At 67.3% G+C, this 18,867-nt stretch carries 15 protein-coding genes; 6 read left to right on the top strand and 9 right to left on the bottom strand.

Features of this window, described 5'->3' with window-relative positions:
* Positions 1 to 203 precede the first annotated feature (203 nt).
* Entirely contained in the window at positions 204 to 692 is a 489-nt protein-coding gene (locus A39O_RS0110050) for a GlcG/HbpS family heme-binding protein (protein ID WP_020504527.1), read from the top strand.
* A gap of 527 nt (positions 693 to 1,219) precedes the next feature.
* Here A39O_RS0110050 and A39O_RS0110045 read toward each other — a convergent pair.
* Entirely contained in the window at positions 1,220 to 2,125 is a 906-nt protein-coding gene (locus A39O_RS0110045) for a formylglycine-generating enzyme family protein (protein ID WP_020504526.1), read from the bottom strand.
* Between the two features lie 460 nt (positions 2,126 to 2,585).
* Entirely contained in the window at positions 2,586 to 5,543 is a 2,958-nt protein-coding gene (locus tag A39O_RS42635) for a formylglycine-generating enzyme family protein (protein WP_020504525.1), read from the bottom strand.
* A gap of 187 nt (positions 5,544 to 5,730) precedes the next feature.
* On the opposite strand from A39O_RS42635, the gene A39O_RS40655 reads away from it, so the two are divergent.
* A complete protein-coding gene (locus A39O_RS40655; protein WP_157639933.1) occupies positions 5,731 to 5,910 on the top strand; it encodes a hypothetical protein in 180 nt (59 codons plus the stop codon).
* 569 nt (positions 5,911 to 6,479) lie between these two features.
* Here the strand turns inward: A39O_RS40655 and A39O_RS0110030 are convergent.
* From A39O_RS0110030 to A39O_RS0110015, 3 genes are all read right to left on the bottom strand, one after another.
* Positions 6,480 to 7,550: an AAA family ATPase gene (locus A39O_RS0110030; RefSeq protein WP_020504523.1), complete on the bottom strand. Its 1,071-nt coding sequence runs from the start codon at positions 7,548 to 7,550 to the stop codon at positions 6,480 to 6,482.
* Positions 7,551 to 7,734: 184 nt separating this feature from the next.
* Positions 7,735 to 9,081 (bottom strand): trypsin-like serine peptidase, encoded by a 1,347-nt coding sequence (locus A39O_RS0110020; RefSeq protein WP_020504521.1) that lies wholly within the window; start codon positions 9,079 to 9,081, stop codon positions 7,735 to 7,737.
* Positions 9,082 to 9,114: 33 nt separating this feature from the next.
* Positions 9,115 to 9,408, bottom strand: coding sequence for a trypco2 family protein (locus A39O_RS0110015; protein ID WP_020504520.1), 294 nt, complete (start codon positions 9,406 to 9,408; stop codon positions 9,115 to 9,117).
* A 237-nt stretch (positions 9,409 to 9,645) separates the two neighbouring features.
* Between A39O_RS0110015 and A39O_RS0110010 the strand changes: the two genes are divergently transcribed.
* Positions 9,646 to 11,364, top strand: a complete 1,719-nt coding sequence (locus A39O_RS0110010) for a DUF262 domain-containing protein (protein WP_020504519.1) — start codon at positions 9,646 to 9,648, stop codon at positions 11,362 to 11,364.
* Positions 11,365 to 11,465: 101 nt separating this feature from the next.
* Here A39O_RS0110010 and A39O_RS0110005 read toward each other — a convergent pair whose 3' ends face one another.
* From A39O_RS0110005 to amrB, 4 genes are all read right to left on the bottom strand, one after another.
* Positions 11,466 to 12,128, bottom strand: a complete 663-nt coding sequence (locus A39O_RS0110005) for an FHA domain-containing protein (RefSeq protein WP_020504518.1) — start codon at positions 12,126 to 12,128, stop codon at positions 11,466 to 11,468.
* A 363-nt stretch (positions 12,129 to 12,491) separates the two neighbouring features.
* Complete coding sequence (locus A39O_RS0110000; protein ID WP_020504517.1) at positions 12,492 to 13,781, bottom strand: HlyC/CorC family transporter; 1,290 nt, start codon at positions 13,779 to 13,781, stop codon at positions 12,492 to 12,494.
* Entirely contained in the window at positions 13,778 to 14,362 is a 585-nt protein-coding gene (gene amrA, locus A39O_RS0109995; RefSeq protein WP_020504516.1) for an AmmeMemoRadiSam system protein A, read from the bottom strand. The genes A39O_RS0110000 and amrA overlap by 4 nt, the downstream gene beginning before the upstream one ends.
* On the bottom strand, positions 14,349 to 15,137 hold the full coding sequence (gene amrB / locus A39O_RS0109990; protein WP_020504515.1) for an AmmeMemoRadiSam system protein B: 789 nt from the start codon (positions 15,135 to 15,137) through the stop codon (positions 14,349 to 14,351). Before amrB ends, amrA begins: the two co-directional genes overlap by 14 nt.
* 183 nt (positions 15,138 to 15,320) lie before the next feature.
* Between amrB and amrS the strand changes: the two genes are divergently transcribed.
* From amrS to A39O_RS0109975, 3 genes are all read left to right on the top strand, one after another.
* Positions 15,321 to 16,388, top strand: coding sequence for an AmmeMemoRadiSam system radical SAM enzyme (gene amrS / locus A39O_RS0109985; protein WP_020504514.1), 1,068 nt, complete (start codon positions 15,321 to 15,323; stop codon positions 16,386 to 16,388).
* Positions 16,389 to 16,469: 81 nt separating this feature from the next.
* Positions 16,470 to 18,146, top strand: coding sequence for an SUMF1/EgtB/PvdO family nonheme iron enzyme (locus A39O_RS32965; RefSeq protein ID WP_020504513.1), 1,677 nt, complete (start codon positions 16,470 to 16,472; stop codon positions 18,144 to 18,146).
* Positions 18,147 to 18,574: 428 nt separating this feature from the next.
* The gene (locus A39O_RS0109975) at positions 18,575 to 18,865 is read left to right on the top strand and encodes a helix-turn-helix domain-containing protein (RefSeq protein WP_020504512.1); all 291 of its coding nucleotides are present in this window, start codon (positions 18,575 to 18,577) and stop codon (positions 18,863 to 18,865) included.
* The last annotated feature ends 2 nt before the right edge of the window (positions 18,866 to 18,867 follow it).

The following is an 18,867-nucleotide window of genomic DNA, read 5'->3' as shown; positions in this document are numbered from 1 at the left end:
GCCGCAAGCCTTAGAGATCACCGCAGCACCGCATCGCGGCGGGACGCCGCTCCCACAAGGTCACGGGCTGACGTTGACGTTAAACGGCGACTATAGGGGCGACTTTAGTCGCCCCTAAACGGCGGTAGATCCTTTCCTGGAAATCACCTAAGTTAAACAACGAATACAATCGTTGTCATACCCCGTCACCCGAGGAGCACCCCATGTTCAAGAAGCTGATTCCGCTTGCCCTGATCGCCGTCTGCACCCCCGCCCTGGCCGCGGAGCCCATGGTGATCCAGGTCAAACGCCTGTCGCTGGATACCGCGCTCAAGATCGCCCAGGGCAGCATCGCCGCCTGCCGCGAGAAAGGCATACAGATCGGCGTCACCGTGGTGGATCGCGACGGCACGGTGCAGGTCACGCTGCGCGACACCATCGCCGCACCCATCACGGTGCCGATCAGTGAGCAGAAGGCCCGCACCGCGGTCAACTTCAACGCCGCCACCTCCGCCATGAAGGACCGCGCCAACAGCCCCATCGGCCGCATCGACGGCTTGGTGATGTCCGCCGGCGGCGTGCCGATCCTGGTCGGCGGATCGGCCCTGGCCGGCGGGGTGGGCGTCAGCGGCGCACCGGCCGGCGAAACCGATGAGGAATGCGCGCTGGCCGGCGTCGCCAAGGTGCAGGAGGATTTGGATTTGGCGATGTAGCGTTGGGCGGGTCTCTCACTCTAAATCCGGTAGTTACTCACGCCAAGACGCTAAGGCGCCAAGAAAAATAGAGGGATGTGCGAGACCTCCAGATCACCCATCGGGCGAGTCGCCAAACGCAGAGAGGTCTTGATCATCGTTCCGGCCGACGACCGGGCCTCCCGCACTGGAGGTCGAGGCTTTACCGTGAAAGTCGCGTGGCGACCCCGTGGGAGCGGCGTCCCGCCGCGATGGGGCCGGGCGCACAGCCGCAGCGTTCGCGGTCACCGCGGCACCGCATCGCGGCGGGACGCCGCTCCCACGAGGGACTTTCATCTTCCGGGGTGGCTTGATGTTCCTGACCATGGCCGTTAGCCGGACGAGCGCAGCCCAAACGCGAGATCCACCGGCTAAAGCCTCGACCTCCGGTTTTCTTGCGGCCGGAACGATGGTCAAAGCACGAAGATAAAACATTGAAAAAATTGGCGTCTTGACGTGAAATCTGGTCTTTTTCGGCGCCCAGGGACCCGCACCAGGCCGGCCCGCCTTCACGATTCCTGAACTCGGGCGCAACGGAAGCCCAGGGGGAGGTTACGGATAGCCGGCGCGTACCTGCCGCGGAAGGCGCAACGGCAGTAGCGCGCGACGTCGTACCAGGAACCGCCGCGGACCACCCGGCTCGCGCCAGCGTCGAGCGGACCGACCGGATCCTGCTCCCACCGCGCGTCATAGGTGCGTTTGCCATCGGCGCACCATTCCCAGACATTGCCGAGCATGTCGTAAAGACCCCAGGGGTTCGGTTCCTTACCGGCCACCGGGTGGCTGCCGGACGTGGGATTGGGATACTGCATCTCGGGCCAAGTCGCGGAGTTGTACCCATCCGCCAACTCGAACCCCACCCCGCTGTTGCCGCCATACCAGGCGATGAGGTCGAGCGTCGGCGCATTGTTCTTGCCCAGGATCTCAATCGGTCCCTGGTAGAGTGCCGTCCCGTTCCCCGCCCGGCAGGCATGTTCCCATTGCGCTTCGGTCGGCAGGCTCAGGCCCAGCCCCGGGACCTCGACCTCGATCCGCTCGAGAAAGCGCTGCACGTCGTCCCAACTCACCCGCTCCACCGGCCGATCCGGGCTTTGGAAGCGGCTGGGGTTCTCGCCCATGATCCGTACCCAGAGCGCCTGGGTGCACGGGGTATCGAACAGCCAGAAGCCGCGCCCGATCTGCACGACATGCTGCGGACCCTCATCGCTGTCGCGGCCCGGCTCATCCTCCGGCGAGCCCATGCGGAAGACTCCGGCCGGGATCCAGCGCAGGCGCTGCACCAGGTCGCCGAGGCTGAAGGCGGCAAAGACGCCGAAGCGGTCCTCTCCCCAGGCGCTGGCCCAGGCGGGCGCGGCGCCCTTGACCAAGGGGTGTCGGGAGGGGTCGATGGAGCGCGGCGGGGCGGTGGGCAGCATTAAGTTAAGTCCGGGAATTGCTCACGACGAGGCGCCAGGAACGCTGTACGGGGGATTCAGATGACCCATCGGGTCAGCCAATAAACTTGAATCCGGAAATGACTCTCACAAAGGCACAAAGGCACAAAGAACACCAGGAACGATCGATGATTGAACGCTTCGGGTCGATCGCCGCGCGGGTGGTTTGCGCGACCGACGTATCGCGTTGAAAAAAACCGGCTCCATTGTAGGGTGGATAAGGCGCGCCGCTCGGTGTCAGGGACCCGGCACGGCGGTCGCGCGCGCCGCATCCACCAAGGGCCGCGCGATGCCGCCCAAAATGGAATTGCCGGCAGCCGGGATGTCGGGTTACGGCGCGCGTCAACGGTCAGTATTCGTTTGTCAGGGTCAAGGCACGCGCGCCTAACCCGAACTACGGGACTTGCCGATGGGCGCAGGGTATTGGTCCGCGCAGCGGACCCTACGGGGATCCCGATCCGCCAAAGAAACCTTTCAGCCGACCCCACAGCCCCGCCTGCTCCGGCTCCGCACGCCGGACCTGCCGCCGCCCGGCCTGATCCGCTACCGCGGGCCGGGCAGCGGCAGGTCCGGCGCGCTCCGCGGCCGGCCCGACCGACTCACTGACCTGAACTCGGGCGCAACGGAAGCCGAGGTCGTAGTTACGGCTGCCGGGCGCGTTCCCGTTGCGGGCGGCGCAACGGCAGTAGCGCGCGTAGCCGTCCCAGGAACCGCCGCGGACCACCCGGTCCGCGCCAGCGGCATCGGCATCGGCATCGGCATCGGCATCGGCATCGGCATCGGCATCGGAGGGCCAAGCAGAACCATCTGACGGTGCGCCATCGTACCCGTCATGCCAGGCATCTTGCATCCATTCAAAAACGTTGCCGAGCATGTCGTAAAAACCCCAGTCATTGGGCAGTTTGCCTTTGACCGGATGACTTCCGGCGGTGCCCACAGGGTATTGCAAATCCTTCAGCCACGACAGCTCAAGCCCGCTATCCAGTTCAAACCCGACATTGCTGTTGCCGCCGTACCAGGCGATCGGGTCCAGCGCCGGGGCATTGGCCTCGCCCAGGATCGTGATCGGGCCGGTATAGAGTGCGGACTCGCTGCCGGCACGACAGGCGTATTCCCATTGCGACTCGCTCGGCAGCACGAAGCGCGCGTCGGCGGCGTCAGCGCCGGCAAGACGCCGATTCAGCGCGGCGACGAAGCTTTGTGCCTCGTCCCAACTCACCCCATCGACCGGCCGGTCCGGCGTCTTGAAGGTGCTTGGATTCTCGCCCATCAGCGCCGCCCACAGGGCCTGGGTGCAGGGGGTATCGAAGAGCCAATAGCCCGCGCCCAGCGTCACCGGATGGCGCGGACCTTCCCAGCTCAAACGGCCCGGCTCGTCGTCCGGCGACCCCATGAGAAAGCGCCCCGGCGGGCACCAGCGCAGGCGCTGGATGACCGGCTGGCCGCCGCCCGTGTCGGGCTCAATGGCGATCTCGGCCCACAGGCCGTAGCGGTCACGGCCCATGGCACTGGCCCAGGCGGGGCGCGTGGTCCGGCGCAGGGTGAGGATGGCGCGCTCGGTGCGCACCTCGACCGCGGGGGCATCGGGCAGCGTCACCGCCGCAGGCGCGGCGCTGTCCAGGCGCAAAGGCTCCGACCTGCCAAAGTCCGCTCCGCGACCGGATCGGGTGCCGCCCGGCCTGTTCCGCTCCGCGGGCCGGGCAGCACCCGATCCGGGCGCTCCGCTGCCTCCGGCCCCTGCCGGCCCGCCTGGCTCACAAACCTGAACTCGGGCGCAACGGAAGCCGAGGAAGTCGAAACGGACAGCGGGCGCGAACCTTTGGCGGAAGGCGCAACGGCAGTTGCGCGCGCGGTCGTCCGAGGCACCGCTGCGGATAACCCGGCTCGCGCCAGTGGCAGCAAGCCACGCCGAACCATCGGTCGGCGCACCGGAATAGTCGGCGTGCCAATGGTCTTCGACCCACTCCCTGACATTGCCCAACATATCGTAGAGGCCCCAGGGGTTCGGCTGCTTCTCGCCCACCGGGTGGGTGCCGGACTTGGGGTTGGGATACTGCTGCTCCTTCCAATCTGACGAGTCGTACCCGTTTGCCAGCTCAAAGCCAACCCCGCTGTTGCCGCCGTACCAGGCGATCGGGTCCAGGGCCGGAGCGTTGAGCTCGCTCAGAATGTCGATGGGGCCGGTATAGAGTGCGCTGTCGGTCCCGGCCCGACAGGCATGTTCCCACTGGGCCTCAGTCGGCAGGGTCAAATCGAGTCCGGGGATCAGCCCATTGAGGCGGTCAAGGAATCCCCGGACATCCTCCCAATTCACCTGCTCCACCGGCCGATCGGGACTTTGAAGCCGGCTCGGATTGGCGCCCATCACGGCCGCCCACAGCGCTTGGGTGCAGGGGGTGTCGAAGAGCCAGAAGCCGTCCGCGATCGTCACCTGGTGCCGCGGCCCTTCGTCCTTCCAACGCCCCGGCTCGTCCTCCGGCGAGCCCATCAGGAAGGTGCCAGGCGCGATCCAGCGCAGGCGCTGCGTGACGCGCCCGCCGCTCGGGTCCGGTACCGAAAATTCGATCCAGTCGCCGTACGCGTCGGTGCCGCGGCGATCCGCCCAGGGGGGCAGGTCATCCAGGGGCACGATCTGAATCAGTCCGCTGCCGCTCTCGATGCGTCCAAGCGGGCTGCGCCCAGCGCGGCCCGCGGTCGTGCCGCCAACCACGGTGACCTCCAGGCAGTCTGCGAATTGGCAGAGTTCCAAGTGGCGGACGGCACCCACGGGGGCAAAGGCGGGGTCGAACCCGGACGGCGGCCGGTAGCCGGGATCCTGCGCGTGCACCGCCCAGGACAGGCGTTGCAGCGCTTCCCCGACGACCCCCGCGGACCAGGCGTGCTCGGGCAGGCGCCGCTCGCACCGGCGGTACCAGGCAAGCGCCGCACCCGGCACCCCACCCGGCAGGACGGCGCGCGCCCGTTGGCTGAGCTGGCGAAAGAAGCGTTCGGCCAGTTCGAGATCGCCGGCCTCGGGCAGCAAGGCGCGCGAGGGCGGGGCGAGCGACAGGATCTCCTCGAACCACAGTTCCTGGGGGGCGTGCTTGCGCCAGACGCGCAGCAAGGCGAGCACCTGCCGCTGGAGTTCGGGGGACTCGTCGGCAAAGTCGGCGCGCAGCCGCGCGGCAGACTGAGGGTCCAGCGTCGCGCCGGCAGCAGCGGCACTGATCACCGCGGGGTGCTGCCAGGCATCCAGCTCGGTGCCGGCGTCGGCCTCGGCGGCGGGCAGCAGCAGGCGCACGGCGCGCAGGAATCCGGGCTCGATGCGCACGGCGGGCGAGACCAGGCGCAGCAGGCGTTCCGCGCGGGCGTCGAGGCTGTCGGGGGGTGCATTGTTGTCGGGGGGTGCGCCGGTCCGCACAGCGGACCCTACGGCCCCCCGTAGGGTCCGCTGCGCGGACCGCTCCCCGTACCGCTCCCCCCGCCCGCTCCCAAGGAATCAACTCCCAGGCATCGCGCAGCCCAGGTCCGTAGCGCGACAGCGGCAGCGGGGTCAGCGCGACCGCACGACAACCGGCCGCGCGCAGTGCGGCACCCAGGCGCAGCCAGTGTCGCGACACCGCCGGATCGCCTCGTTGCGCACCGCCCAGGTCCCCGAGCACCAGCACCAGGGACCCGGGCGGCGGCATCCGGTAGGCCAGGGTGTGGCCATCGCGCCCGAGCAGCCGCGGCCGGTCCAGGTCCTCCCACAGGATGCCGCGCTCCAGCGCGTGGATCGGCAGCAATGACGCCAGGCGCCGGGCGACGACATCCTGATCAGTCCAAATGGGTACCAGGCGCTCGCTGCGGTCGACGATGAGCTGCACGCGCGGACTCCAGCGCAGACGCCGCTCGTAGGGCACGCGGGCGAGTTGGCGCCCGCGACTGACCAGGGCGACGATCCGCGCCACGTCGGGCGTGCGGGTCGCGACCCTGGCGGCGGCGCGGGTGCGCAGGCGCGGTTGAAGCAGCCGCCAGGGGCAGAGCAGGCGGATCGCCGGGTCTTCGCCGGGACGCCCGGTCCAACGCACCTCGGCGATCGGCAGCGGCGTTTCAGGCGCGGCCGGATCGGTCAGGGGCCGGTACTCGGTCGCCTGCCAGAAGCGAGCGGGGAGCAGTGTGCTAGCTTGGGGCGTCGGCGCCGTCGTGGGGGCCTCGGCCCCGAACGCAACCAGCCGAAGGACGCAACTACCCTGACTCGTCTCCGGACGCGCCCGGGGCACATAGCCGAGCAGCGCCGCGGTGATGTCGAGCAGCCGCGGGTCCGCGGCGGCGAGCGCTCGCACCAGGTCGGCGCGCCCGCCGGCGGCCAGTGGCGTCACGTCCCCTCCGGGTCGACCCCGGCGACCGCTTCGGGGTGCTTCCTAAGCACGAAACCCGCCACCTGGTCCAGGATTTCCGCGGCGGTGAGCCCGGCGGCCCCGGGGCCCGCCCCGGCCAACGCGAGCACGGCGCGCACCAGGTCCAGATATTCAGCCTGGCCGGGCAGCGGCAGCCAGTGTTCGCGCCGGGCGGTCTCGCGATCCTCGACCAGGAGGCCCGCGGCGCGGCGCAGGATCTCCGGGTCCGCCCCGGGGAAGTGCGCGGCGGCGCGCCCCACGAGCTGGGCGATGAGCGGCTCGCGCTCGCGCGGGAGACGCAGGTGCAGGACCAGGCAGCGGCGCAGGAAGGCATCCGGCAAGGTGCGCTCCTCGTTGGTGGTGATGACCACCAGCGGCGGTTCGCCCACCGCGGTCACCGGGGTCTGGCGGCCGAACGGGGTGAAGCTGCCGGCGCCCAGTGCTTCGAGCAGCCCGTTGGGCACGTCGCTCTCGGCCTTGTCGATCTCGTCGATGAGGACCAGGGCACCCTGCCGGGGATCGCCCCCATCGGGCTGGGGCGGGGACTCGATCCCCAACGCGCCGGCCTGCGCCAGGGCGCTGTTCCAGTCGAAGGCCCACCAGAGTGCGCGGGGCTGGACATAGCGAGAGACCGCCAGCCGGACACGCGCCGCCGCCTCCAATGCCGCCCAATCCGCGGTGCAGGCATCCGCCGCTTGGCCGGGGTCCGGGTGCGGCGCCCGGCGCACACCGAAGGCGCCCAGGGCGCCGAAGAGCTGGGCGTCGGCCAGCCGGGCCACGGCGTCGAAATGCCACAGCAAATCGCGCGATTCGGTGCGCGAATCCACCACCTGGGAGAGAAAGACGCGGCCCAGTGCCTTGGCTGCCGCCCGTGCCAACTGGCTCTTGCCGATGCCAGGCTCGCCGCGCACCAGGAGCGGACGCCTGGCCGCCAGGGCGGCATTGATGGCGTCGATTTCCTCCGCGGCCAGGACATGGACTTGCTCGGGTACGGTGGCCGAACGGGTCAAGCGGACGATGGTTCCGGGTTGGGCGTCGAGGTAGCTCATGGGCGCTGCGGTCGCTGTTTGGGGAGCAGATCGAGGAAAGGCCGGAAGCGGTCGATCTCGCTCAGCTCATGCTCGAAGGCGCTGCTAAGCTCGATACACATGAGCCCAAGATAACGCGCACACAGCGTCCGGGCGACCGTGCGCAGGCGTTCGTGGTCATCAGCCTCCTCCGGAGCGCGGAGGATCAGGTAATGCGTCCTGCCCGTGTCGGCCTGGTGCTTGATTTCGCGGGCGGCAAGGGCTTGGCGTCACTGCGTTTGGCATCGGCCATCGAGCGCGCGGCAAAGCGCGCGATCATGAAGCCGTCGACCGCGCGCTCCAACGCCTGGGCCTGATCCGGATCCAGCGTGAGCTTGCGTGCCAGGTGCTCCTCGATGGCCGCCATAGCCTGCCGCCCGTCCTCGTCGAAGCCGCACTCCGGGGGCTCTGGCAGACGCAGCCGGCCCTTCGGGAAATGGTTGTCGTCGCGGCGTGCGCACAGCTCCAACGGACGCCGGTCGGCGCCGGCCATGATGATCTCGGCCACCGTATGGTGATAAGCGGGGAGTGCGAGCAGCCCGGCCTGGACATCGCCGCACGCGCTGCGCACGGTCTCCACGACCCCGTGATCATAGACCGCGGGCAAGATGGCGCGGACCGCGTCGGCGATGGCCTGGGCCGCCTCGGGCTGGGCGGCGGCGCGCTTGCGATAGGCGCGATCGGCGACCACGACGACCTGATCGATCTCCAAACCCAGCAGGCGCCGGGCCAGTGTCGCCGCGCGCTCGGGGCCGCTCAGGCCTTCCAGATCCGCGGCGAGCCCAGGGATTTCCTTCGCGACGGCCCGCACGGCGTCAGGGGCCGGCCCTAGCGCGGCGCATACGGCATGCTCCAAGGCCTCCCGCCGGTCCTTGCGCTGCTGATAACCAATCTGCTCGCAAAAGTCCGGCGCTTCACGCAGCAGCCGCCAAATGGGCACCGCGGACAGACGCCGCGCCTTGACGTCCTTCGGCACAGAGACGATCACGCCGAAGATGCGCGAGTCGACGAACACCGGACTGCCGGAGACGCCCTTCCAGGCGTCGGCGTCCTCGGGACCCGCGGTCTCGTCCACGTCGAACCGATCCGCGCGGTCGATGTCGGCCTTGATTGAGCCGCCCGTACCGAACGACTCGCGCACTCCGTCGCGCTTGCCGCCGACCCGCGGAAAGCCGACGCTGTACCACTGCGCATTGGGCACCGGGCGTTCTTCACTGAGGAAGGCGCCCCAGTGGTCGATGTGCTCCGGCAGGGTGCAGGCGAGCAGGGCCAGGTCCCAGCCCTGGTCTTCCCAGACAATGTCCCCAACCGGGCGCCAGCACGGATCAACGTCCCGGCAGCGCCAGCGGATTTCGATGGGGTGTTTCGGGTCACGACCGGGGGCAGGAAACAACGGATGGCGGGCGGTGAGGATGCGGTCGCGGGCGATCGGATAGCCGGTCGCGAATTGGCCCTCCTCGCCATTGGTTCCGCACTCGGGCACGAAGATCTCGACTACCAGGTCCTGGATCACCGCGGCACCTGCGCAGGCTTCGTGGGCTGGAGGCTATTTCTTGTCGCGATCCGAGACCAGGGTGTCGCTGCCATCGGGGTTGATCGGGGCGAGCTTGAGACGCAGGGTCTGGACATTCTCCAGTTCGCGCCCGGCATCCACTCCGAATTCGCCCACGCAGAATTTAAGACCGGCTTTGACGCCGCCTTTACTGGTGACACCGACCTTGATTTCGAGGTCAACGGCATCGACACGAAACCGTAAGGACTCCGCTGCCGCCTCTTTTTGCGCCCGCGCCAGTTCTCTGCGCAACCCCACCAGCACGTCCGCGAGCTCGATCTCCGCCATGTCTACTCTCCTGTTGCTGTTCGGTCTGTGCCAGAATACCGCGCGCCGCGGCTTTCTTCCAATACCTGCAAGATCACCAGCAATTCCAAATTTTGGCGGCATCGCGTGACCCCTGGTGGATGCGGCGCGCGCGACCACCGTGCCGGGTCCCTGACACCGAGCGGCGCGCCTTATCCACCCTACAACGGAGCCCGTTTTCGTAGGGTGGATTATGCTGAAAAGCCGCGCGGAGACATCATGGCCGCTACCAACTTCAAAACCGAGAACACCACCTTTCGCAAGCTCATCGGCAACGGTCTGACCTACCGCATCCCGCGGTTTCAACGTGATTACAGTTGGACGGACGAGGAGTGGGAGGATCTGTGGCTCGACCTGCTGGGTACCCTGCAACCCGGCGGCGAACCGGCTCATTACATGGGGTATCTCGTCCTGCAATCGCCAGACGATAAATTCTTCGAGGTTATTGATGGTCAGCAGCGCCTGACCACCGTCACCATCGTCATTCTGGCTATTCTGAAGCACCTGCAACGTCTGGTGGATGCTGGCAAGGAGCCCGTCGCCAACGCGCAGCGCGTCACGCAGATCCGTCAGACTTACATCGGCTATCTTGACCCGGTCACCCTGGTCTCGCGCCCCAAGCTCGTCCTCAACCGCAACAACAACAGCTACTTTCAAGACTATCTGGTCCCGTTGGGACACCTGCCGCGACGCGGCTTTCGCGCCTCGGAACATCTGTTGCGCAAGGCGTTCGAGTGGTTCGACAAGCGGATCGGTGAGATCCTCAAACAAGAAACCGGAGACCAGGGCCGCCGCCTCGCCCAACTGGTGGAAGACTTGAGTGACCGACTCTTCTTCACCGTGATCACCGTCACTGACGAACTCAACGCCTACAAGGTCTTCGAGACGCTCAACGCCCGCGGTGTGCGACTCTCCGCTACCGATCTGCTCAAGAACTATCTGTTCTCGGTGCTGGATCGCGGCGGCCAAAACGACCACGAACTGCGCAGCCTCGAAGGGCGTTGGGAGTCCATGCTCGGGCGCCTAGGCGCGGAGAGCTTTCCGGATTTTCTGCGCATGCACTGGAACAGCCGCCGCGATTTCGCCCGTCAGGCGGAGCTGTTCAAGACCATTCGCGGACACATCAAGACCCGTGAGGCCGTGTTCCAACTCCTGCGCGACATGGACGAGGATCTCGATGCTTACCTGGCGCTGACGTCCCCGGAAGTGTCGGACTGGTCAAGGGACCTCAAAGGCCTGGCCGGCACGCTGCGCACGTTCAATGTGCGCCAGCCGTTTCCGTTACTGCTCGCGGGTCGACGCGCCTTCACCGACACCGATTTCGCGGGACTGGTGCGCGCCTGCGTCGTCATTTCGCTACGCTACAATGTCATCTGCGGCTATAGCCCCGCCGAGCAGGAACGCATCTATAACAAGGTCGCCGCGCAGATCGCCAGCGGCGGCATTGTCGCCCTCGGCGCGGCCCTCGGTGCAATGGCGGGCATCTACCCGGACGATGCGCCATTCCGCGCCGCCTTCGCCGATAAAACCATCCGCACCACCCAGTCCCGCAACAATCGCGTGGCCCGCTATATCCTCTGCAACTTGGAGCGGCACCTGGCGCCCGAGCATGGGCTCGACTTCACCAGCGACGCCTTCACCCTGGAGCATGTCTTGCCCCAGAACCCCCAGGAGGGCTGGGACAGGTTCACCGACGAAGAGACGGAGGCACTGGTCTACCGGTTGGGCAATATGACGCTGATGCAGACCGGTACCAATCGGAATCTGGGCAATGCCACCTACGCCGTCAAACGCGACGCCTATGCGCACAGCGGCTTTGCGATGACCCGTCAGTTGGCTCAGGACTTCGCGGAATGGACGCCGGAGCGCATCGCGGCCCGGCAACTGTGGATGGCCAACCAGGCCACGGCGATCTGGCGTATTGCGCAGCTTGGGTGAGGTGCCTGGTCCGCACAGCGGACCCTACGGTCAAGTGCCTGGTCCGCGCAGCGGACCCTACGGTCAGGCCGCGATTCGTGGGGCGCGGAACGGATGACGGGCTAGGGTTTTTGGTCACCCCGCGCCTCCTCGCCGTCGACGACACAAAAGAACCGGCAGCGGATGCCGTCGATCTCGATCTGATCCCCGTCGGTGAGTTGCACCGCGTCGTCGCCCCGCAGGAAGCGCTGACCTACCTGGACCTGGTTGGCTTCCCCGATGCGGCTGAGGATGTAGTGCGTGTCGCGATGGGCGATGATGACCTCGTGGCCGCCGATGCGATTCAGGCGGGTGACCGCCCGCCAGATGGGAATCACCTGCCCGAGGTGCGAGCCGCTTTGGACCTGCAGATAGGCCGGCAACAGGTCCGGCACTTCCGACGAATCATCGCGCTGCGTGGTTGGCCGGGCCGGCAGCGTCAATTGCGGTGCGTCCTCATCGGTCAGCGAGACGCTCAGGGTGTGCTTGCCGACCAGAATCAAATCGCCGTCCGCCAGCGGACTGTAATCGACTCGCGTGCCGTTGCGAAACACGGGGTGCGCCGGGTCCAGCGCGGTCAAAGTCAGGCTCTCCTCGGCCTGTTCGATCCGCGCATGCCGGGGGGCGACGGCCAGACTATCGATGCATATCGCGCAGTCAGGATCCCGCCCGATGATCGAGGACACCGCTTCCAGGCGGTAAACCGCAAGCAGACGACCCTTGAACGTCAGGGTAAGTTTGGCCATGCGGTTTCCTGCACGAGTGGATGAACGACGTTGCCGACGGATACGGGCAACCCAGGAAGCCTAGGCTACGGGGCAGGAAGTATATAGCAACTGCGAGGCGGCGATATCCTCAACCGGGGGCCAGCAGCAATTCCAAATTTGAGGGTCTCGTGCGACCCCTGGTGGATGCGGCGCGCACAACCGGCGTGCCGCGTCCCGAACCTTGTGCCGCGCGCCTTATCCACCCTACAACAGCGCCGGTTTTGTAGGGTGGATAAGCGCAGCGCATCCACCATCAGCCACGCCGACGGCTCCGTGCCGGCGGCTCCCGTCCAGATTTGGAACTGCCGCGGGGCCGGGCAAGCAGCCTGCCCGCCCCCCGCCTTACCCCGGCCGCTCCTGACGCCATCCCTTGCGTGTCGCGCGGGGCGGAACTTTGACGGTCTTGACGGCGTTTTCCGTGGTCTGCACGATTTCGAGCGGATGACCATGCAGTTTGAGGCTGGTGCCGGATTCCGGAATGGTTTCCAGGTAGTCCAGGACCAGCCCGTTGAGTGTCTTGGGACCATCGGTCGGCAACTCCCAGCGCAAGGCCCGGTTGAGGTCGCGCACACCGATGCCGCAGTCCACCAGGATGCTGCCGTCCGCGGTCCGATGGATTTCAGGGATGCTATCCGAGGGGTCGGTGGTGAATTCGCCGACGATCTCCTCCAGCAGGTCCACCAGGGTGATCAGACCCATGAAGTCGCCGTATTCGTCGACGACCAGTGCGATCCGCTGTTTCTCGCGCTGAAAGTTCAGCAGCTGCTGGTAGAGCGGCGTTCCCTCGGGAACGAAATAGGGCGGCTGGGCGATAGCGCGCAGGTGCTCCTTGCCGAGTCCTTGATCGAGCATGGCATGCAGCGCATGACGTGCGTGCACGACTCCGATCACATTGTCGATACCGCCGTCGAACAGCGGCAGGCGGGTGTAGCCGGCATTGCGGATGGCCTGGCTGATCTCATCCGCCGGGTCCTGGATGTCGATGCCTTCAACTTCGTTGCGGGGGATCATGATGTCCTCCACGGTGGCGTGCTCCAGGTCGAGGATGGCGAGCAGCATGGAGCGGCTGCGTTCCGGGATCATGGCGCCGGCCTCGGTGACGACGGTGCGCAGTTCCTCCCGGCTCAAGGCCGTACCGGGTCCGGATGACAGGGGCACGCCGATCATGCGCAACAGGCCGTTGGCGATCAGATTGACCAACCAGACCAGGGGATACAGCAGTTTGAGCAAGGGGCCATAAACATAGGCGGCCGGGTAGGCGAGGCGCTCCGGATCCAGGGTGGCCAGGGTCTTGGGGGTGACCTCGCCGAAGATCAGGATCACGAAGGTCAGGAGTCCGGCGGCGATACCGATGGCCGCATCGCCGCCGAGTCGCAGGGCGATGACGGTCGCAATCGATGAGGCCAGAATGTTGACGAAGTTGTTGCCGAGCAGGATCAGACCGATCAGTCGGTCCGGCCGTTCCAGCAATTTGCGGGCGAGGCGGGCACCGCGGTGACCCTGCTCGGCCCGGTGGCGCAGCCGGTAGCGGTTGATGGTCAGCAGGGCCGTCTCGGAGCCCGAGAAGAAGGCGGAGAGCAGGATCAGGATCAGCAGCAGGAGTAAGAGTCCGGTCAGCGGGATGTCGTTCACGATCGGCCGCCGAAGGACTCGGTTTGATAGCATGAGACCTTCAGCGTCTCACTCCAATAGTTGGCCGGGAGCCCGGCCTTGCGTTTGAGTTCGTTCAGGAACTGCCGCGGCTCAGGCAGTGACTCCCAGACCGCCGGCAGGAAGGTTCCGCGCGCCCAGCCGTCTTCCAGGATCAGGCCGTCGACGTGGGGCCGCAACTGGCGCAGGAGGTCCGGTTCGTCCCGGAAGGTCATCGGCCGCGGCGGCGTCAAAACCGAGCAGTCCAGTTCCAGATCCTCCAGTTCCCAGGGCTCCAGCCGTCCGAACCTGGGGTCGCGGAAGGCCGCGGCGAAGGCATTGTCGGCGACGTCCAGGACCAGCGGCTGGCGGGCCTCCAGATGACCGATGCAGCCGCGCAAGGCCCCCCGGCGATGCAGCGTGACGAAGGCGGCACGGGCTGCGCGCAGGACGTCGGGATAATCCGCGGGATTCGGCTGCAAGGGCGCGCCGACGGCGAGGCCGTGGCGGATCGACTCCCAGGCGACCTCGAGCAGCAGTCCGCGCGCGGCCGCATCCAGGGTATGTGCTTCAGAAGAGGGCATAGGCACCGTACCCGACCACCTGGTCACGAGGGCCGGCCGTATCGCCGGAGTTACGCAGGTCCAGGGTGCGCACCGACAGCCCGTGGCCGCGCGCCGCGAGCAAGAGCCCGGCCACCGGGGTGGCGCCGCAGGCGCTGTCGTGGTGCAGCGCCTCGGGTGCGAGCCGCTCGATGGCGCTGCTGGTGGCCCGGTCGGCCCGTTGCGCGCTGGTATAGTCCAGATAGTGACTCAGGTCGGAACTGACGACGATCAGGGTCTCACCCCCGCCCCAAATCCGCTCCAGAAGCTGTGCCACCGCCTCGGGCGCCACGGCGCCCACGATCAGCGGAACGACCCGAAAATCAGCGAGCAGGGTTTGGAGGAAAGGCAACTGCACCTCCAGGCAATGTTCGCCGTCGAAGGCCGCATCCAGCGGCTCGACCTGCGGCAGGTCCGCGAGGTCATCGAGCGCCGCGAGATCCAGCTCGACCGCACCCAGCGGGGTGATCAGACGCTCCGCCGTCGGATAGGCGATGCCGCGAAACGGCAGCCGGTGGGCCGGACCGAGCAGCACCACCCGGCTGATGCGGGCGGCGATCGGGGCGAGCTGGGCATAGGCCGAGGCGGCGATCGGCCCGGAGTACGGATATCCCGCGTGGGGCGCGATCAGCGCCTTGGGATGGGTCTGCACAGTCGGCGCGACGGCCGCCAGCAAGGCGTCGACCTGACGGCGCAGCGTCATGGGATCGGCCGGGTAGAAGCGCCCGGCCACGGCCGGTTGACGATCGATCATCATATGCAACCCCCTTTTACAGGCCCGTCGATGTGGGCCGACTACTATTAAGTGTAGTGAAAGTGCCGCCGCGGGGCGAGTCGGACCGACCGGGCCGGCCCCGGACCACCCGCACCGCGCATCTTTCAGATCGACCGGCGTGCGCTTTCGCGCCGTCATCGCCGACAGTGTCAGGAGTTCTAACCCATGTCCAAGCATCCTACCCAATTCTGGCACGCGCTCCCGGACGGCCGGGTGCAGTGCGACGTCTGTCCGCGGGCCTGCCAACTGCACGAGGGCCAGCAAGGGTTCTGCTTCATGCGCGGCTGCCGCGACGGCGCCCTGGTCCTGGACGGCTACGGACGTTCCAGCGGCTTCTGTGTCGACCCCATCGAAAAGAAACCGCTCAACCACTTCCTGCCCGGTACACCGGTGCTTTCCTTCGGCACCGCCGGGTGCAATCTGGCCTGTCGCTTCTGTCAGAACTGGGACATGAGCAAGTCACGGGAGCAGGACACCCTGGCCGCGGCGGCGACCCCGGAGGCCATTGCCCGACGCGCGGCGCAGCTCGGCTGCCGCAGCGTCGCCTACACCTACAACGATCCGGTCATCTTCCTGGAGTATGCGGTGGATACCGCGGCGGCCTGCCGCGCACTCGGCATCCGTAACGTGGCGGTCACCGCGGGCTATGTGAGTCCGGGTGCCCGCGAGGTGTTTTTTGCCGCGATGGATGCGGCCAACGTGGATCTGAAGGCCTTCACCGAGGACTTCTATCACCGGGTCTGCGGCGCGCATCTGGCGCCGGTGTTGGACACCCTGCGCTACCTGCACCACGAGACCCAAGTCTGGGTCGAACTGACCACGCTGCTCATCCCCGGCTATAACGACAGCGACCAGGAACTGGACGCCATGACCTGCTGGGTGGTGGACAACCTCGGGGTGGACGTGCCGATGCATTTCACCGCCTACCATCCCGACTGGAAGCTGCGCGATGCCCCGCCGACCCCGCCCGCGACCCTGCGCCATGCCTGTGAGATCGCACGGCGCAACGGCGTGCGCTATGCCTATACCGGCAACGTCCACGACAGCGCCGGCGACAGCACCTGGTGCCGCCACTGCGGCGCCCTGCTGATCGAGCGGGATTGGTACCAGCTCGGCGCCTGGGGCCTCGACGACCAGGGCCGCTGCCGTTCGTGCGGCACGCCGCTGCCCGGTGTCTTCGAGGCGCGGCCGGGCACCTGGGGGCCGCGCCGCCTGCCGGTGAGCTTCGGTTAGAATCCAGGCGAGGGCGTCACTGGATCGCATCCTTCACGCCCTGGTCATTCGTGCTCTGTCCTCGATCCGGACCTGATCGCCATGCCGCCACAACTCTCGCTTTCCGGCCTCGTGCGCAACATACCGGTGCTCCTGTCGGCGCTCCTTTGCGCTGGTGCGAGCCTGGTCCTGGTCACGGCCAGGGCTGACCCCGGCGCGGTCCCGGCGGCTTGGCCGGCGACGCTTTATAATCCCAAACCGCTGCCTGACGACCTGATCGTACCGCTGCCGTGCGGGGGTGCGCTCGCCTTCCGGCCGGTGGCGACACCGGCCGGCAGCACGCGCACGGCGTTGGTCGGCGCCTTCACGAGCATGGGCGGGACAGCGGAGCAGCACCTGCTGATCGGCAAGTACGAGGTCACGACGCTGCAATATCTGACGGTCACGGCGCAGGCGGCGGGCGGGGCCTGCCCGCCGGCACCGGCACTGACCGGGGCGGCGGCGGTGACCGCGCAGGTCGGCGTGAGTCGGATCGACGCGATCAACTTCGCCGCGCAACTGTCGCGCTGGCTGGCCGCCAATGCGGAGCGGATTCCGCCGTGCACCGCTGCTGCGACACCCTGTCTGCCGCGAGTCGACGGCAAGCCGGCCTTCGTCAGGCTGCCGCTGGACCTGGAATGGGAGTACGCGGCACGCGGCGGTGCTCTGGTCTCCGCGGAGGACTTTGCGCGATCCCGCTATCCCATGCCGGAGGGACTCGACCGTCATGCCTGGTACAACCGCAACGCGGATGGAACGATCGCACCCATCGGACTGCGCTTGCCGAATCCCCTGGGGCTGCACGACCTGTACGGCAATGCCTGGGAATGCATGAACGACCCCTATCGTTCCGAGCAGTTTCCCGGCCAGGTCGGCGGCGATGTGCTGCGCGGCGGGGGCATCCACAGCACCGACGAGGATCTGCGGGCGGATCGGCAGGTCGAGGTGCAGCCCTATGATGCAGCGGGCGATGTACGGACGGCGGATACCGGTTTTCGGGTGGTGCTGGCGGCGCCGGTGGTGACTTCGATGGCGAAGCGGCTCGCTGCATCGGGAGCGGTCGGCGGGTCAGAGGCCGGAACATCGGCGGCGAATCTTGCGGCTGGACCCGAGGGGGCCGACGAGACGGCGACCGATCCGGTGCCGAGCGCCGAACCCGAGTCGGCGTCTGTTCTTGATGGACGCCTGCGCATCCAGGTGGACACCTCCGCGCTTGTCTTCGTCGACGGCGAAATCAAGGGCGCGGCGGGCATGGATCGACCGATGGAGGTGAGCGGCCTGTCGCGCGGCCCCCATCGGGTCGAGGTACGGGCCGCGGGTTACCCGGATGCCGAGGAGTGGGTCGAGGTCACCGGGGAGGCGCCGGTCGAGCTCAGCTTGCATCTGGAGCCGACGCCGGAGCGGGCCGAGGAACTCCTGGGACTGTCGCCGGCCGATCGGCAGTTGATCGTGGATCAGCTTGGCGAACTCGGCTATCTCTGCCGTTTGACTCAAGGCAAGTTCGGACGGGACTTTCGCCGTGTCCTGGGCGCCTTTCAACGTCGGCAAGACCTTGAGGAGACCGGCTACCTGACGGCCGCGACCCGTACGCTGATCGAGCGGCAAGTCGCCGCGCACAAGCAGCAACGGCAGGCGGCCGGAGCAGGTGTCACCCCGCCGCCGGCCTCCGGCCGCTATCTTCAGCTCCCCGAGCGTCCATCCGGCGGCGGGATGAATTGGACGGACACGGTGCCGCCGTGATGCGGTACGCGGGGCCTTGATCGTAATCCCGGCCAGCGGCTTGCGTAGTCAGGGCTTCCAGCCCTGACGGTGTCAGGCCAGGATGGCCTGACTACGCACCCGGCGAGTCCAAGTGGCCGGAATCTTGGAGGTCTTGTTCGTACTCGGCTGGGGGCGCTGCAGGCCGCATTGGCAACCTCCGGAAGCTGTGAAACCGTGATGTTCTGAATTCTACACGTGGGGCGACTGAAGCCGCGCGTACATGTGCGGCGGCAGATCCTTTCTCGGAAATCACTTTAAACCGCGCCAACTCCAGCAATCGTCGCGTCTGCCGGGGCCGATCCCATCCAACAACATCGCATACCGCGCTGGGCGCGGTTTAGCCCTTGCCAGGTCAAGCCCAAACTGGCTACTCTAAGGCGCTACACATCACAACCGATGTCCGGAACATGCTCACTGCCGCTCAAGTTCGTGCCGCACGCGCCCTGCTCGGGCTCGACCAGCGCCGTCTGGCCGAGGCGGCGGGGTTGTCGCTGCCGACCATACAGCGGATGGAGGCGAGCGATGGGCAGGTGCGCGGCAATGTGGACTCGCTGATGAAGCTGGTCGAAGCGCTGGAACGGTGCGGTGTCGAGCTGATCGGCGAGGGTGCGGTGAGCAGCGGCGGCGGGCGCGGGGTGCGGCTGAAAACCGTGCCGAACAGAACGGGGCGCATCTCAACACCCGGAGCGAAATCATGAGC

Source organism: Lamprocystis purpurea DSM 4197, assembly GCF_000379525.1.
Taxonomy (GTDB): domain Bacteria; phylum Pseudomonadota; class Gammaproteobacteria; order Chromatiales; family Chromatiaceae; genus Thiodictyon; species Thiodictyon purpureum.
The sequence above is the reverse complement of the archived record's forward strand: the minus strand, read 5'-3'. Positions and strand labels throughout refer to the sequence as shown.